Genomic DNA, 16,099 nt, shown 5'->3' with positions numbered 1-16,099 from the left:
GGCAGGGCAGGGCAGGGCAGGGCAGGGCAGGGCAGGGCAGGGGGCAGTGCGGGAGGGGGCGGTGCGGGAGGGGCTGGGGGTCAGCGGGAGGTGTCGAAGACCTCGTCGCGTGTGGTGGCGAGCGCGCTCTCCAGCGCGCCCCGCAGCACGGGGTGTTCGCGGACGTCGCCGACGACCAGGCGGGGCCGGGCCGCGGCCAGTTCCTCCAGCTCGGCCTGGACGAGGGCGCGCAGCACCTCGCCGCCGGAGGTGAGGGAGGCGCCGCTGAGGACGACCAGTTCGGGGTCGAGGACGGAGACGAGGGAGGCCAGACCGGTGGCGAGTCGGGTCGCGTAGGTCTGCAGGAGCAGCCGGTGCAGGACGGTGTCCTCCGTGGCGGCCCGCTCGACGAGGGTGGCGGCGGCCTCGGCGTACGGCCCCGAGGGGATGCCGGAGAGGCCGAGTTCGCGCGCGAGCTGGGGGATCGCCTGGGAACCGGCCAGCTCCTGGTAGCCGCCACTGTTGGCTTTGGTTACTTGACGGACCAGGGGTGCACCCGGCACCGGCAGGAAACCTACCTCGCCCGCGCCGCCGGTCCAGCCGCGGTGCAGGCGCCCGCCGAGGACGAGAGCGGCGCCGAGGCCCCCCTCGTTCCACAGCAGCACGAAGTCCTCGTGGCCGCGGGCCGCGCCGAGCCGCTGCTCGGCCACCGCCACGAGGTTGACGTCGTTCTCGTACTCGACCGGCATCGGCAGGGCGGCGGCGAGTTCGTCGAGCAGCGCCGGGGTGTGCCAGCCGGGGAGGTGGGAGGCGTAGCGCAGACGGCCCGTGTTGGGGTCGAAGGCGCCGGGAGTGCCGATGACGAGCCGGTGGACGTCGTCCCGGGCGAGGCCTGCCGCCTTCACCGCGCCGTCGAGGGCGTCGGTGACCTGCCGGACGACGGGATGGGCGGGGCGCCTGCCGGGGGTGGGCAGTTCGTACGACCCCACCGTGCGGCCAGTGATGTCGGCGACGGCGGCGAGGATGCGTTCGGGGGTGACGTCGAGCCCCGCGGCGTGGCCGGCGGCCGGATTGACCTCGTACAGCTGGGCGTTGGGCCCGGGTCGGCCCTCCGTGGTGCCGGTGGCCAGGACCAGGCCGGCGGCCTCCAGGCGGGCCAGCAGTTGGGAGGCGGTCGGCTTGGAGAGGCCGGTGAGCTTGCCGATCCGGGTGCGGGACAGCGGCCCGTGCTCCAGGAGGAGGTCGAGGGCGGCACGGTCGTTCATGGCGCGCAGGACGCGCGGGGTGCCCGGCGTACCGGCGGTTCCTGCCATGGGATCGACACCTGCCTTTCGGCTGACCAGCTTCTCAGCGGCTCGTGGGGCACGTCCATTCGGGGGTACCTCGAAAGGAGCACTGTTAGGAAACTTTCCTATCGCTTGCGGAGGAAGGTAAGCCCGGGAGGAAGGAGGCGTCAAGAGACCTTCCGAAGGAGCCGGAGCCGTTACTTGCGCGGCAGCAGCGCAGGGGTGGCCAGGAGGAGCACGCCGGCGACGGCGATCGCCGTGCGCGTGTCGGTGACGGCGGCCAGCAGGCCCCAGAGCGCGGTCATCGCGGCGGTCGTCGTCCTGCCGGTGATCGACCAGGCCGACAGGGTGCGGGTCACACGGTCCGGCGGGGTCAGGTCCAGGCGGTGGGTGGCGAGCACGGGGTTGAAGACGCCCACGCAGATGATCAGGCCGAACTCGACGGTCATGACGAGGAGGAGGCCTGCCGTGCCCGGGCCGATGAAGGCGAGTCCGACGGGCCAGCAGGCGCGCAGGGTGCCGGCCGTGAGCAGCACCCGGCGCCGCCCGTACCGGGCCACCAGCCGGCGCGACAGGCGCGAGCCCAGCAGTCCGCCCAGGCACGGGACGGCGAAGGCCAGGCCGTACTGCCAGGGGGCGAAGCCGAGTTGGCCGAGCATGAGGACGGCGAGCAAGGGAGCCGGTGTCATGATCAGGGCGTTGACCAGGACCGTGTTGAGGAACAGCGGGCGCAGGGTGGGGTGGGTGAGGATGTGCCGCCACCCCGCCGCGAGGTCGGCGGCCGACAGGGTGCCCGGCCGGGGGTCTGACGGCACATCAGGACTGAACTGTTGCCTTTCCTTACCGCCGGCCGCCCGGATCCCCAGGGCCGACAGCAGATAGCTGGCCGCGTCCGCCAGCACCGTCGTCATCGGACCGAACACCCCGATCGCCGCCCCGCCGAGCGGTGGCCCGAGCGCGGTGGCCGTCCACAAGGTGGCCTCGAAGCGGCCGTTCGCCACGAGCAGGTCCTCCGGCGGCAGCAGGGACTTCAGATACGCCCCGCTCGCCGCCGTGAACGTGATGTCCGCCGCGGCGACCACCATCGACACCACCAGCAACTGGCCGAGGCCGAGCCCGCCCAGCGCGAACGCGGCGGGGACGCTCAGCAGCGCCACGCACCTGATCAGGTCCGCCGAGACCATCACGGGCCGCTTCCGGCGGAACTCCACCCACGCCCCGAGCGGCACCGCCACCGCCGCCCCCACCGCGAGCCCCGAGGCCGCCAGCAGCGCCACCTCGGTCGCCCCGGCATGCAGCACGACGACCGCGATCAGCGGCAGCGCGTCGAAGGCCAGCCGGGTCCCGAACGTGCTGACCCCGTACGCCGCCCACAGCCACCCGAACCCCCGCCCCAGTGACCGCCGCCCCGCCGTCCCCGCCGCGCCGCCCATCCCCGCCACCACGTCGCTCTGCCCGTCCCGCCCTGCTCGCCCGCCACAACCTCATGTCGACCCGGGCCATCCAAGCCAGGGACGATCCCCCTTTTCAAACAACCGAGCGGCTCCCTACCGCACAACCACTGGTTGTGCACCTACGATGACGTCGTGGACCTCGACGCCGTACGCACCTTCGTCGCCGCCGTGGACACGGGCCGGTTCCAGGACGCCGCCGCGACCCTGGCGATCACCCAGCAGGCGGTCTCCAAGCGCATCGCCGGACTGGAGAGGGACCTGGGGGTACGGCTGTTCACGCGGACCGCGCGCGGGGCGCGGCTCACCATCGACGGGCAGGCCTTCCTGCCGCACGCTCGCACCCTCCTCCAGGCCGAGGAACGGGCCCTCGCCTCCGTACGGCCCGGCCGGCGCGCCCTGCGCGTCGACGTGATCGGCCGGCGGCTCGCCCCGGCGGTCCTGCTGCGCGGCTTCCACCGCGCCCACCCCGACACCGAACTCGACGTCGTGACCCTCTTCGACGCCGACGCGGCCGTCACCGCCCTGCGCGCCGGCACGATCGACGCGTGCTTCCGCGCCGTGACCGTGCCCGCGCGGCTGCTGCCCGACGGCATCGAGGCCGTCCGCGTGTACGACGAGCCGGTGCAGCTCCTGACCGGCCCGGGCCACGAACTCGCCGCAGCCCGCGCCGTGACACCCGCTCAACTCGCCGGACACCGGATCTGGATGCCCGGCATCGTCGAGGGCACCGAATGGGCCGCCTACTACGACGCCCTCGCCGCCGAGTTCGGCCTCACCATCGAGGCGACCGGCCCCGACTTCGGCACCGAGCCGCTCCTCGACACGATCGCCGACTCCGCCGTACTGGCGACGTTCGTCGGCGCGGACACCCGCCTGGTCTGGCCCGCCGACCAGGACCTGCGCCGCATTCCGCTGCGCGATCCGACCCCGGTCTATCCGCACTCCCTGCTCTGGCGCGCCGACAACCCGCACCCCGCGCTCACGGCCCTGCGCGTCCACCTCACCGCGGCCCGCCCCGACGCCCGCCGTGCCACCGACACCTGGACGCCGGCCTGGCCGGGGTGACCGGGCCACCCGTGCGGGAGGCCCTTCGGACAAGTGGCGCCGTGATCAGGAAGGAGCGGGCCCACGACTCGCCGCGACCACCGGAGCATCCCGTGAGCACCCGAGCATCCCGTGAGCACCCGAGCATCCACTGATCAGTTCTGCTCCGCCCGCTCCGTCTGCCGTGGCCGACCCGTCGCGGCCGCGCACGCACCGATCACCCAGAGCGCGACGGCCACGGCAGCGGCCGAGGCATGGGACGACGGTTGCAGCGACCAGGCCCATGGCTCGGGGGTGTTGTCGCTGCGCACGCCGAGGAGCAGGGTGGGCCCGAACATGCCGAACGGCAGCAGCCACGCGAGGCCGCTGCCGAAGAGGCGGGCGCTGATCATGGCGAGTCCGAGACTGCCGACCACATTGCGGGCGGCGGAAGCGAAAACCTCCCCTGTGGCGCCGGTCAGCAGTGGCAGCGCGCTCAGGCTCAGGGCCAGGGAGAGGAGGACCACCACGTACACGCCCCGGTGGCGGCTCATCGGCTGAGCCGACGTCTGCTCCAGGTCGGCCATGGGCGAGAACAGCGTGGTGGCCAGCACCACCGCGTGGGCGAGCGGGACGACCTCGGCCACCGGCACGCTGAAGTCGACCAGATACCGGAACTCGGGCACCGCCACCCGCTGCCCCGCGAAGGCGGTCGCAGCCAGGGCGAAGAGCAGCGCGACCCCCGTGGCCCGGGCCAGGCCCCGGCAGCGTACGAAGGCGATGACCGCGCCCAGCCGGGGGCTGCGGGCGAGGCGTCCCCGACGGTTCTTCACGGGGTCCGCCGCGGGGCTCGGCGTGGAGGCTACGGGGCTCACCGGGGAAGCTCCGGGACGGGCCGGCAGGCGCGGATCGCCTTGGCCGCCTGCTCGATCCAGGCGTCCTGCTTCGCGCGCGGGGCGCTGGTGACGCGGTCCAGGGCGCGGCCGAACTTGTCGCCGTAGTACTCGCCGGGCGCGCCGACGCGGGCACGGACGACGGCTTCGAAGAGGAACGTGTCGGGGTAGCCGCCGGTCTCGTCCAGCAGCTGGGGCGGGCACTTCGACGAAGCGGGCTGCGGCAGGGCCGCCGTGAACATGCCGTCGGTCAGCTCGGCCCGGCTCACCGCGGGCGACATCAAGGACAGCTCGGCGGTGTCGCCCGCCGGGCGCTTCAGTCCGCTCGCGTAGAAGCCGCGGTTGAGCCCGGCCAGGGAGCCGAGCGACGAGTCGACGGTCTGCACGGCGGCGCGGGCCGACGCCAGCAGGTGCCGGTCCTCGGGCCACAGACACACCTTCGTGCGGCCGCTGGCGGCGCAGAGCGGGTGTGCGGGCTGTTCCTTGCGCACCGCCCAGTACGAGTCGGGCACGGGGGTGCGGAACGCCACGAGGGTGCTGCCCGCGACCAGTGCCACCACCGTGAGCGCCCCCAGGGCCAGGGGTCGGGGCGCGAGCGCGGCACGGCGCCGCAGCGCGGGCAGCGTGGTCAGCACCAGTGCGAGCGCCAGACACCACACGACTGCGATCAGCATGCGGGTGCTGTTCGGCTCGAACTCGGAGCTCCAGAACTCGTCAATCGCCGGGAACAGTTTGGCGAGGGGAGTGTCCGGGACGAACCCGACGAAGACGAAGAGGCTGTACCACAGGAGCCCGGCGAAGGGCGCGACCACGCGTGACGGCAGTGCTGAGCCGATGGCGACCCCGACGGCGATCTCCAGGCCCATCATCGCCGCGCCCAGCAGCAGGGGTGCCCACGCGGGTGCACTGACATCGCTGACCGCCGAGGTGCGGGAGAACGCGACGGCGATGAACACGGCGTACGCGATCAGGGCCCACAGCCAGGCCGCGAGCCACAGCAGGAGCGCCTGCGACCACCCGTTCCTGGCGGCCGCGTCGGCCCAGACGTGGGTGCGGTGGCGGAAGGGGCGGCCCGCTCCCCAGGCGGCCGCGGCGCTCATCACCGAGCCCATGACGATCACCGCGAAGAGCTGGACGTGCAGGCTGGTCTGGTTCCACCAGCCGATCCAGTCGCTGTCGCCGGGGGCCTCGGAGGTGAAGTGGTGGACGCCGACGGCCCCCATGAGGGCGGCGGCCCACTTGGCCTCGCCGCGCCGCATCTCGGTCAGCAGGACGCGCATCAGGTGGCCACCGTTTCCATGCCGGCCAGATGCAGATAACCGGCTTCCACGGCGCCCCCGTCCACTTCCGTGCCCGTCGCCTCGTCCGGGTCCGCGCCTTCGGAGGCCGTGCCCCCTTCCGGCAGTGCGCACAGCTCGGCGACCGTGCCCGTGAAACGGGCCGTCCCCTCCAGCAGGACGGCGACCCGGTCGCACACGTGCGCCACGTCCTCCGCGAGATGCGTGCTCATGACGACGGCGCACCGATCGCCCAATTCCTTGATCAGGCTCCGGAACCCGACCCGCTGCGCCGGATCGAGACCGACCGTCGGCTCGTCGAGGAGAACCAGGGAGGGTTCGTTGACCATGGCCTGGGCGATGCCGACGCGCCGCAGCATGCCGCCGGACAGGGCGCCCATCCTGCGGTCGGCGTGCTTCTCCATCTGGACCAGGCGCAGCGCCTCGTAGGCTCGCTCGCGCCGTTGGGCCGCGGGCACCTTGCGCAGCCACGCCGCGTACTCGGTGAACTCCAGCGCGGTGAAGCGGGGGTAGAACCCGAAGGACTGCGGCAGTACCCCGATCCGCTGCCTGAGACGCTGGACGCGCGCCCGTCCCGACGCACTCTCGCCCAGGAGGGTGACCGTGCCGGACCTGGGCCTGCGCGCTGTGCTCAGCAGCGACAAGAGGGTGCTCTTCCCGGCTCCGTTGGGCCCGAGGAGGCCGGTGACCCCGGAGGGGAACCCGAGGGAGACGTCGTCGAGGGCGGTTGTCGGTCCGTACCGGACCGTGACGCCCGCGACCGCCGCGACCGGCTGGGAGTCGGTCGCGGCGGTGCTCGGTAAGGAGGTCACGTGAGTCCTGATCCTGAGTCGGTTCCGGCGAGAGGCCTACTTGGTCACACTCGGCGGCGTCAGCGGCGTAGCCGCCTGGGCCTGCGGGGAGGAGGCGTTGGAGTATGCCGAGGGGGCGGCGATGGTCGCGGTCGGGTCCGTGGCGGAGTCCTCCTCCGCCGTGACGGGGGCGCGGCCGACGATCGGGATGTCGGCGGCGTCGAAGGCGCGCTTGATGCGCCAGCGCAGTTCGCGCTCGACGGTCAGGGACTTGCCGGGCATGGTCTTGGCGGACACCCGCACCACCATCGAGTCCAGCAGCACGCTGTCCAGGCCGAGGACCTCGATCGGGCCCCAGAGGAGCTCGTTCCAGGGCTCCTCCTTGCTCATCTTCTCGGCGACCTCGTCGATGGTGCTCCTGACCTTGTCCAGGTCCTCGCTGGAGCGGACCGTGACGTCGACGCCGGCCGTCGACCAGCCCTGCGAGAGATTGCCGATGCGCTTGACCTCGCCGTTGCGGACGTACCAGATCTCGCCGTTGTCGCCGCGCAGCTTCGTCACGCGCAGGCCGACCTCGATGACCTCGCCGGAGGCGACGCCCGCGTCGATGGTGTCGCCGACGCCGTACTGGTCCTCCAGGATCATGAAGACGCCGGAGAGGAAGTCGGTCACGAGATTGCGGGCGCCGAAACCGATCGCCACGCCCGCGACACCGGCGGAGGCCAGCAGCGGGGCCAGGTTGATGTCGAAGGTGGCCAGGACCATCAGGGCGGCCGTGCCCATGATCAGGAAGCTGGCCACCGAGCGCAGCACCGAGCCGATCGCCTGCGAGCGCTGACGGCGGCGCTCGACATTGACCAGGAGGCCGCCGAGGGCGGTGCCGTCCACCGCCTGGGCGGTGCGGTTCATCCGGTCTATGAGCTTGGTGATCGCCCGCCGGATCGCCACTCTCAGGACCGCCGCGATCACCAGGATCAGCAGGACCTTCAGGCCTATCGCGAGCCAGGTCGACCAGTTCTGCTCGACCCAGCTCGCGGCCTGGTTCGCGCTCTCCTGGGCGTCCTGGATCGTGGGAACCGCCGGGGCCGTCGTCTCCGAGGGAGACGGCGACGGCGTCGAACCGACGGCCAGTAGGACGGCGGGCAAGGACACGGCAGGTACCTCCAGTGCAGCGGCCCGCCCCACCGGCAGATGGTCAGGGTCACGAGGTCAAGGTCACGAAAAGGTCACCGGTGGGGCAGGTCCACCACACTATCGGGGTGTCGTGTGTGGATCGTCGCGATGTTCGAGGGAGAAACCGTGCCCACCTGGGGATGTACTGGTGGGATGAACAGTTCGCCGTCCGGGGGATGAATCAGATGTGGTCGAAAACACTCCCAGCCCGTTACCGGGACATGGTGGCGCTTTCACCAGGCAAGAGGGGAGACTGACTACAGATCGTCCCGGCGCGAGCCACGCGCCGCCGACGCCCAAGGAGGCATCCGTGCCGCATGTCCTGGTCCTCAACGCGTCGTACGAGCCACTCGGCGTCGTACCGCTCCGCCGCGCGCTCGTCCTCGTCCTGGAGAACAAGGCCGTATGCCTTGAGGAGTCCGGCGCCTATCTGCACAGCGCGACCGTCACAGTCCCCGCACCCAGCGTGGTCCGGCTCAAGCGATTCGTCCGGGTTCCCTATCGGGGGCCCGTTCCTCTGACCCGAAGGGCGCTGTTCGCGCGCGACGGGGGCCGGTGCATGTACTGCGGTGGCGTCGCAACCAGCGTCGACCACGTCATCCCGCGCAGCCGCGGGGGCAAGCACGTCTGGGACAACGTGGTGGCGTCCTGCCGCCGCTGCAACCACGTCAAGGCCGACCGACACCTCTTCGAGCTGGGCTGGCGGCTGCGCCACAAACCCGCTCCCCCCACCGGCCTCGCCTGGCGCATCATCGGCACCGGGCATCGGGACCCGCGCTGGCTGCCGTACTTGCAGCCGTTCGGCGCGGAGGACGCCATGGCCCGGATCGACGGCATTTCCGCCTGACGGTCCGGGCTTTCGCATACGCCCGCGAGGTATACGCCCGCGAGGCATACGCCCGCGAGGCATACGCCCGCGAGGCATACGCCCGCGAGGCATACGCCCACGCGGCTGCGCCGACGAGGTATACGCCGACGAAGCGCACGCCGGTGCGGCGGCCCGGTGCCGGGCGCGGGAACCGACCCGCGTCCGGCACCCGGCCTGCCCCGCCTCAGTCGCGCGTCCCCTCCGCTCGCGCCCCGCGCAGCAGGTACAGCACGGTTCCCGCCGCGAAGGCGACGAGCGCCACCAGCCACGCGCCCCGCTCCCCGGCCGGCTGCATGAGCCAGGCCCAGGCCGGCACCGAACCCCCGTCCACACCGGCGGCCGCCACATACACCGCGCTGACGTACGCGAAGACCGGCAGCCAGCTCAGCCGGGCCCCGAGCAGCACGGCCGAGGCCGCGGTGAGGCCGACGCAGCCGAGGGTGTTGCGGATCATGGCGGGCGGGCCGAACGACGACGTGTGCCCGAGCACCGCCCACGGCAGCAGGGCGGCGGCGAGGGCCGTGAGGGCCAGCAGGTGGACCAGGCGGCGGCGCCACCACGGGCGTACGGCCGTGCGGTCCAGTTCGTCGGAGGCGCTGTACAGGCTGGCGCCGATCAGCGCGGACGCGGCCAGCGGGGCGAGTGCGACGACCGGGACCCGTCGGCTGGGGTCCAGGTAGGCGTCCAGGCCGTGCGCGGCCCAGACCGCCAGCGCCGCGGTCGCGGCGAGCGCGGCGACCGTGCGCGGGAGCGTGCGCGAGCGGGCGTAGAGAAGCAGGCCGGAGGTCGTCACAGCGCCGGCACCTCGCTCGGGTCGCACGTGCCCGCGGACGCGAAGTACTCGGACAGCCAGGCGCGGCGCTCCTCGTCACCCATCGCCTTCAGCCGGGCGCGGGCGTCGAGCCGGTCCCGCAGTTCGGCGCGGGCGGCCGCGTCGCCCTCGGCGGCCAGCTCGTCGAAGCGCCGCTCCGCCGGACTCGGCGCCAGGTAGTGCACCACGGCGTCGTCGACCGCGGCCACGCGCGGGCCCACGGCCTCGTCGCATTCGATCCGGCCGTACAGCGCCTGTCCGGCCTCCCACGCGAACTGCTGCGGATCGGTGAGCCGCCCCCGTACGACGGACCAGCCGAGCGGCGTGATCATCGGCAGGTGCGCCTCGTCCGGGCCGGGCTCGCCCGGCAGATCGGTGAAGCGGACGGGGAGGTTCTGTACGCCGTCCAGGCGGCCCGTCAGACCGGACAGGGCGTCCGTGACCTGCGGCAGGAGCTCCTCGTAGCGGCCGTTGACACAGATCTGCGGGGTGGTGGAGGTGTCGCACACCTGGCGCCCGGCGGCCGGGTTGGTGTGCCACAGGCCCTCACCCGTCTGCACGAGCAGCGCCCCCGCGGCGGTCGCGGCGGCCAGCGGCAGCAGGGCCGTGAACCGGCGCCGGGCGGCGTACGCGAGGACCACGGCCGCCGCGAGACCGCCCGTCCACACCGTCATCGCCGGCGGCTGCCACCACACCGGTACGTCGGTGTCCGAGGCGTAGCCGATGGGGGACAGGTGCCGCAGGGGGCCCCGGCTGTCGTACGCCACGACGCCGAGGACGACATAACCGGCCACCGCGAGCAGCGGTGCCGTCAGCCGCCAGGGCAGCAGCCGGCCCAGGGCGTGCCCGGCCAGGGCGCCGGACGCCAGGGCGACCGCGTCCGTGACCGGCGCGACGAGGTCCGGGCGGTCACCGGTGGCATACAGGCCGGTGGCGAGCATGGCGAGGGCGGCGGCGACCGCGTACCCGGCGACCACCCAGCAGACGACCGGCAGGGCGGCGGCCAGGAACCGGGCGAGCCCGCCCCGCACGGCCGTCGCCATCAGCTCCTCGGTACGGCGTCTGCGCTCCCGGCCGCCCTGCCAGCAGCCCGCGGCCAGGGCCAGCGGGACGCCGAGCAGCTGGGCCGTCGTGTGCAGCCGCTCCCGGGTCTCGGCCCAGCCGCCCTGCCACTGCGCGGACGAGGCGGCCAGGGCGACGGCGAGCGTGAGAAGCAGGGCCAGGCCGGCCCAGGGGGCGAACCCGCGGCGGAACTCGGCGCGCAGGGGATGGCGTGACGCGCGGGCCGGGACGCCGGCCGGCGGCCTGTGCTCCCGCTTCTTCTCCGCTACGAGGGTCATCGCGCCGTCCCTTCGAGGGTGCGGACCGCCTGGGCGGCGGACCCGTGGGCGCGGTGGGCGCGCAGTGCGGCCGTGTAGCCGCGCTCGATCGGGTTGTCGCCGCTGACGCCCACCGCCGTCTCGCCGAGGGCGGCGAGGGACTGCGGGGTGCCGCGGTAGGCGACCCGGCCCTCGTCGACCAGGGTGACCTCCGTGCAGGCCGCGGCCACGTCCTCCACCAGGTGGGTGGAGACGATGACCGTGGCCGAGGTGCCCAGTTCGCGCAGCAGTTCCCGGAACTCCACGCGCTGTTCCGGGTCGAGACCGGCGGTCGGCTCGTCGAAGAGCAGCACCTGCGGAGCGTTGACGATGGCCTGGGCGATGCCGACGCGGCGGACCATGCCGCCGGACAGCGTCCTGACCTTCGCGTCGATCCGGTCGGCGAGGCCGACGCGGGCGACGGCCCGTTCGACGGCGGACGGGGTGGCGGCGGCGGGCATCTCCTTCAGCCACGCCACATACGCGACGAACTCCCGCACGGTGAAGCCCGGGTAGTAGCCGAAGTCCTGCGGCAGATAACCCAGCCGTCGCCGCACGTCCCCGAGCCGCCGGTGGTCACCGGTGTCCTCGCCGAGTATCTCCACCCGGCCGCCGGCCGGTTCGGCGACCGTGGCGAGGACGCGGATCAGCGAGGTCTTGCCGGCCCCGTTCGGACCGAGCAGACCGTGGACGCCGGGGCCGAAGTCGACGTCCAGGGAGTCGAGGGCGACCGTTTTGCGGTGCCGGACGTGCAGGCCGGTCACGCGGATGGTGGGCAAGGAGGCTCCAGATGAGTGGGGTGGGGTGGTGGGGGCCGAGTGGGCGGACCGGCCGGGTTCGGGGCGGAGGGGGTGCGCGGCGGAGTGCGGCGGAACCGACGTCGGGGCGGCGGCGGGGGTGGGCCCGGCGCCCGGGTCCGCCGTCAACGCCGCTCCAGGCGGTCGTACGCCGACCGGCGGGCGGCCAGCAGCGCGGCGCACAGGACTGCCGCCGCCGCCCAGCCGCCCTGGGCCGTGGCGCCGCCGAGGCAGGCGGATACCTGTTCGGCCAGGCGTGCGGTCAGCCGGCCGTCCGCGGTGAGGACCGGGGACAGTACGGCGCACAGCCAGCCGCCGCCGGTCACGGCCGTGGCGGCACGGAAGCCGACGTAACCGGCCAGGGCCAGCGAGGCCAGCGTCAGCGCGAGCCCGGGCAGCAGCCAGGCCGCCGCGCCCGGGGCACCCGACGACGGCACCAGGAACCCGGCCAGGGTCAGCAGCGGCAGGCTCACCGCCAGCACGGCCGCCGTCCGCGTCAGGACCAGCCGCAGCCCGGCCGAGGGGGTGGCCGCCGCGATCTCGTGCAGGGGATCGGCGTGCGCGCCGTAGGACAGGGCGACCCCCGCGATGGGCACCACCGGCGCGACGGCCAGCAACAGGGGCCGCGCCCCCGCGAAGTCGGCGAACCGGGCCAGTAGGACCGCGGCGAGCGCCACGCCCAGCACGGCCACCGGCCAGGCCCCGCGCACGGCGGGGCCGGCGGCCCACAGGACACGGGCCGCGCGGGATCCGGCGGGGGGAGGGGCGAGCCGGCGGGACGCCCACAGACGGGCCCGGGACGTGACGGGGGTCGAGGGGGCAGGTGCCCCGGGCGCCGCTGACGCCCGCGCCCCTCGCCCCGTCCGCGCACCCGGTGCCGTCCGGGTCGCACCCGCCTCCAGCGCCGTACCCAGCGCCGTACCCAGCGCTGTCCCCAGCCCCGCTCCCAGCACCGCCTCCCGCACGTCGGCCAGCACGACCCCCGCCGCCGTCTGCCGTACCGCCAGGGACACCCGGGCCGCGCAGCCGCCGCAGGACTCCAGGTGTTTCTCCACTGACCAGGCGTCCGGCTCCGGCAGCGAGCCGCTCGCGTAACGGGTGACGAGGTCGTCGGACGCGTGCCAGCCGGTCATGCCGGGCCTCCCAACGGGGACGGGTTCAACTGGGCGAGGGCGGCGCGCAGTTCGGCGCGGGCGCGCATCGCCCGGGACTTGACGGTGCCTTCCGGGATACCGAGCAGACGGGCGGTCTCCCGGGTGGTCAGCCCGTCGACGACCGTGGCGCGCAGCACCTCGCGCAGCTCGGGCGAGATCCGGTCGAGGGCGGTGCCGACATCGCCGTACTCCAGCCCCGCCAGCACCCGCTCCTCCACGGACGGCGCGGCAGCCGCGGCGGCGTGCCCGGCCCCCGCCTCGTCCATCGGGGTCGTCTCCAGCCGCGCGGCCCGCTCCTGCACGCGCAGCGCGTCGACCAGGCGCCGCGCCGCGATGGTCCACAGCCAGCCGCCGGCCTGCTCGCCCCGGTGCGCGTCCGCCGACCGCCACACCGTGACGAACGTGTCCTGCAGCACCTCGCGCACGACCTCCGGATCGGCGCAGCGCCGGCTCAGCCGGGCGTGCAGCCACCCCGCGTGGCGGTCGTACAGCGCGGCCATCGCCGCCGAGTCCCCGGCCGCGACGGCACGCAACAGCGCCGCGTCCGAGTCCCCCTCGTCCTTCTCCCGATGGCCCCCCATGGGGCGGAACAGTCTCACACCCCGTCTATCGACGAGTTCGGCGCCGCCGGTTCGCGGTCCGCCGAGGTTTACCCGGGCGCATGGGTGCGGTGACGGAACGGACGTGCGGAACAGATGTGCGGAACGGGTGTACGGATGTGACGAGGGGCACGTTGTTGTGTTCCGTACGTCTGCCGTCGCGCCTGCTGGGTAGGGCTGCGGTAATCCCGAGCCGCACTCGAAGAGGAGGCCCCCGTGGCCACAGCATCGGCCCTGTCCAAACCCGAGGCGCCCATCGAGCCCGAGATGCACGCCTGCGTCTTCAGCGCCGAGGGCGCCTGCGCCGAGATCCCCCTCACCAGCGAACCGCCACTCCCCGACGCCGAGCCGCTCACCAGCGAGCCGCCGCTCGCCGATGCCGCGCCGCTGACGAGCGAGGCGGCGACCTGGGACCTGGACATGGATATGGGTATGGACACCGGTATGGACATGGACGTGTACCTCCCGAGGCCGTAGATGACAGCACAGCGGTCGGCCGAAACCCCGGCCGAGGGCCCCGATGGTCCGGGCCCCCAGGACCTCCCCTCCGACGACCTGTCCCGGCTGGCCGAGCTGCACGGCGTCGCCACCTCCTACCAGCCGTCCGCGGACCGCACGGTCACGGCCTCCGCCACCGCACTCACCCTCGCCCTGGCCGCCCTCGACGTCGACACGAGCACGCCCGCCGCCGTCGTTGCCGCGCTCGCCGCGCGGGAGCGTGAGCTGCGCGAACGACTGCTGCCGCCGACGGTGGTGTGCTGGAGCGGCGCCGAGTCCGAGGCGCTGGCCGAGCTGCCGCCCGGCACCCGGCTGCACATCGAGACCGAACAGGGCGAGACCCGCGCCGCCGCCGACCAACTCCCGCCCGGGGTGCACCGGCTGACCGCCACCGCACCCGACGGCCGTACGGCAGCCGGTCATCTGGTCGTAGCCCCGCCCCGGCTGCCCACGCCCACCGCACGCTCCTACGGACTCCTCGTCCAGCTCTACTCCCTCCTCTCCCGCCGCTCCTGGGGCATGGGCGACCTCGGCGACCTCGCCGAACTCTCCGCCTGGGCCGGCCGGGCGCTCGGCGCAGGATTCGTACAGGTCAACCCGCTGCACGCGGCCGTACCCGGAGACCCGACCGACCCCTCCCCGTACCGTCCGTCCTCCCGCCGCTTCCCCGACCCCGTGCACCTGCGGGTCGAGGACGTGCCCGAGTTCGCGTACATCGAGGACCGTGAGCGGGTGCGGGCGCTGCTGGAGCGGGCCGGACGGCTGCGGGAAGCCGTACTGGAGAAGGGGGCGTTGATCGACCGGGACGCCGTGTGGGCGGCGAAGCGGGAGGCGCTGGAGCTGGTGCGCGAGGTGCCGCTGGGGCCCGGGCGGCGGGCCGCGTACGTCGACTTCCTCGCCGGGGAGGGGGAGGCGCTGGAGGACCACGCCACGTGGTGCGCGCTGGCCGAGGTGTACGGCTCGGACTGGCAGCGGTGGCCGGAGCGGCTGCGGGATCCGCGGTCGCCGGAAACCGCCCGCGCCCGGCGTGAGTTGATGGACCGGGTCGACTTCCACTGCCGTCTCGCCTGGCTCACCGACGCCCAGCTGACCGCCGCCCAGCGGGTGGCGCGGGAGGCGGGGATGCCGGTCGGGATCGTGCACGACCTGGCGGTCGGGGTCCATCCCGGCGGCGCGGACGCGTGGGCGCAGCAGGAGTACCTCGCGGCCGGGATGTCGGTGGGCGCGCCGCCGGACGCCTTCAACGCCCGCGGCCAGGACTGGGGGCTGCCGCCCTGGCGACCGGACCGGCTGGCCGCGTCGGGATACGAGCCGTACCGCCGACTGCTGCGGGCGCTGTTCCGTTACGCCGGTGCCCTGCGCATCGACCACGTCATGGGGCTGTTCCGGCTGTGGTGGGTGCCGCAGGGGCAGGCGCCGACGGCGGGCACGTACGTCCGGTACGACGCCGAGGCCATGCTCGCGATCCTGGTGCTGGAGGCGTCCCGGGCCGGGGCGGTGGTGATCGGGGAGGACCTCGGCACGGTGGAACCGGGGGTCCGCGAGAGGCTGCGCTCGCGTGGCGTGCTCGGCACGTCGGTGCTGTGGTTCGAGCGGGACTGGGACGGCGACGGCCGGCCCCTGCCGCCGGAGTCCTGGCGCGCCGACTGCCTCGCCACCGCCACCACCCACGACCTGCCGCCCACCGCGGCCCGCCTCACCGGCGAGCACGTCGAACTCCGCGACGGTCTGGGCCTGTCGACCCGCCCCCTGGAACAGGAGCGCGCGGAGGCGGCGGCGGACACGGGCGAGTGGCTGGAGGTGCTCTCCCGGCTGGGGCTGCTGCGGGGCACGGACGGCGGGTACTGCGCCTCGCAGGAGGAGGCCGAGATCCAGGCCGTCCACCGCTTCCTGCTGCGCACTCCGGCCCGCATGGTCGGTGTCTGGCTCCCGGACGGCGTGGGGGACCGCCGGCCGCAGAACCTGCCGGGGACGTGGGACCAGTACCCGAACTGGCGGCTGCCGATCGCGGACGCGGCGGGGAGGCCGGTGACGCTGGAGGAGCTGGCGGCTTCGCCGAGGGTGCGGGCGTTGGTGGAGGTGCTGCGGGACGGGGTGGCCCGGCGGGGGTGACGGCC

15 protein-coding genes are annotated in these 16,099 nt (G+C 74.0%); 4 read left to right on the top strand and 11 right to left on the bottom strand.

What is annotated here, in order from left to right; genetic code table 11:
• Positions 1-80 precede the first annotated feature (80 nt).
• The gene (locus tag AQI70_RS05260) at positions 81-1,292 is read right to left on the bottom strand and encodes an ROK family transcriptional regulator (RefSeq protein ID WP_062144714.1); all 1,212 of its coding nucleotides are present in this window, start codon (positions 1,290-1,292) and stop codon (positions 81-83) included.
• A gap of 170 nt (positions 1,293-1,462) precedes the next feature.
• Positions 1,463-2,698 (bottom strand): MFS transporter, encoded by a 1,236-nt coding sequence (locus AQI70_RS05255; protein ID WP_062144711.1) that lies wholly within the window; start codon positions 2,696-2,698, stop codon positions 1,463-1,465.
• A 153-nt stretch (positions 2,699-2,851) separates the two neighbouring features.
• Between AQI70_RS05255 and AQI70_RS05250 the strand changes: the two genes are divergently transcribed.
• Entirely contained in the window at positions 2,852-3,784 is a 933-nt protein-coding gene (locus tag AQI70_RS05250) for a LysR family transcriptional regulator (RefSeq protein ID WP_062145107.1), read from the top strand.
• Positions 3,785-3,918: 134 nt separating this feature from the next.
• Here the strand turns inward: AQI70_RS05250 and AQI70_RS05245 are convergent, their stop codons facing one another.
• The 4 genes from AQI70_RS05245 to AQI70_RS05230 are packed head-to-tail and all read right to left on the bottom strand — an operon-like array spanning position 3,919 to position 7,876.
• Entirely contained in the window at positions 3,919-4,617 is a 699-nt protein-coding gene (locus AQI70_RS05245; protein ID WP_062144708.1) for a hypothetical protein, read from the bottom strand.
• Positions 4,614-5,915 (bottom strand): DUF7224 domain-containing protein, encoded by a 1,302-nt coding sequence (locus AQI70_RS05240; RefSeq protein WP_062144704.1) that lies wholly within the window; start codon positions 5,913-5,915, stop codon positions 4,614-4,616. The genes AQI70_RS05245 and AQI70_RS05240 overlap by 4 nt, the downstream gene beginning before the upstream one ends.
• Entirely contained in the window at positions 5,915-6,745 is an 831-nt protein-coding gene (locus tag AQI70_RS05235; RefSeq protein WP_063801548.1) for an ATP-binding cassette domain-containing protein, read from the bottom strand. The genes AQI70_RS05240 and AQI70_RS05235 overlap by 1 nt, the downstream gene beginning before the upstream one ends.
• Before the next feature lie 36 nt (positions 6,746-6,781).
• Complete coding sequence (locus AQI70_RS05230; protein WP_062144701.1) at positions 6,782-7,876, bottom strand: mechanosensitive ion channel family protein; 1,095 nt, start codon at positions 7,874-7,876, stop codon at positions 6,782-6,784.
• Positions 7,877-8,207: 331 nt separating this feature from the next.
• Here AQI70_RS05230 and AQI70_RS05225 point away from each other — a divergent pair, with 331 nt between their 5' ends.
• Positions 8,208-8,744: an HNH endonuclease gene (locus AQI70_RS05225; RefSeq protein WP_004001233.1), complete on the top strand. Its 537-nt coding sequence runs from the start codon at positions 8,208-8,210 to the stop codon at positions 8,742-8,744.
• Positions 8,745-8,949: 205 nt separating this feature from the next.
• On the opposite strand, the gene AQI70_RS05220 is transcribed toward AQI70_RS05225, so the two are convergent.
• From AQI70_RS05220 to AQI70_RS05200, 5 genes are all read right to left on the bottom strand, one after another.
• Positions 8,950-9,558, bottom strand: coding sequence for a hypothetical protein (locus tag AQI70_RS05220; RefSeq protein ID WP_062144698.1), 609 nt, complete (start codon positions 9,556-9,558; stop codon positions 8,950-8,952).
• Positions 9,555-10,916 (bottom strand): hypothetical protein, encoded by a 1,362-nt coding sequence (locus tag AQI70_RS05215; protein WP_062144695.1) that lies wholly within the window; start codon positions 10,914-10,916, stop codon positions 9,555-9,557. Before AQI70_RS05215 ends, AQI70_RS05220 begins: the two co-directional genes overlap by 4 nt.
• On the bottom strand, positions 10,913-11,713 hold the full coding sequence (locus AQI70_RS05210) for an ABC transporter ATP-binding protein (RefSeq protein ID WP_244181449.1): 801 nt from the start codon (positions 11,711-11,713) through the stop codon (positions 10,913-10,915). The genes AQI70_RS05215 and AQI70_RS05210 overlap by 4 nt, the downstream gene beginning before the upstream one ends.
• 143 nt (positions 11,714-11,856) lie before the next feature.
• On the bottom strand, positions 11,857-12,864 hold the full coding sequence (locus AQI70_RS05205) for a zf-HC2 domain-containing protein (protein WP_062144693.1): 1,008 nt from the start codon (positions 12,862-12,864) through the stop codon (positions 11,857-11,859).
• A complete protein-coding gene (locus AQI70_RS05200; protein WP_062144688.1) occupies positions 12,861-13,466 on the bottom strand; it encodes an RNA polymerase sigma factor in 606 nt (201 codons plus the stop codon). The genes AQI70_RS05205 and AQI70_RS05200 overlap by 4 nt, the downstream gene beginning before the upstream one ends.
• A gap of 285 nt (positions 13,467-13,751) precedes the next feature.
• Here AQI70_RS05200 and AQI70_RS05195 point away from each other — a divergent pair, with 285 nt between their 5' ends.
• Together AQI70_RS05195 and malQ are read left to right on the top strand one after the other, a co-directional pair.
• A complete protein-coding gene (locus tag AQI70_RS05195) occupies positions 13,752-13,961 on the top strand; it encodes a hypothetical protein (RefSeq protein ID WP_244181473.1) in 210 nt (69 codons plus the stop codon).
• The gene (malQ, locus tag AQI70_RS05190; RefSeq protein WP_208607283.1) at positions 13,962-16,094 is read left to right on the top strand and encodes a 4-alpha-glucanotransferase; all 2,133 of its coding nucleotides are present in this window, start codon (positions 13,962-13,964) and stop codon (positions 16,092-16,094) included.
• Positions 16,095-16,099: the final 5 nt, after the last annotated feature.

It is taken from the genome of Streptomyces curacoi (genome assembly GCF_001513975.1).
Lineage (GTDB): Bacteria > Actinomycetota > Actinomycetes > Streptomycetales > Streptomycetaceae > Streptomyces > Streptomyces curacoi.
Note: the sequence above shows the minus strand (reverse complement) of the source record. Positions and strands in the feature narration are given on the sequence as shown.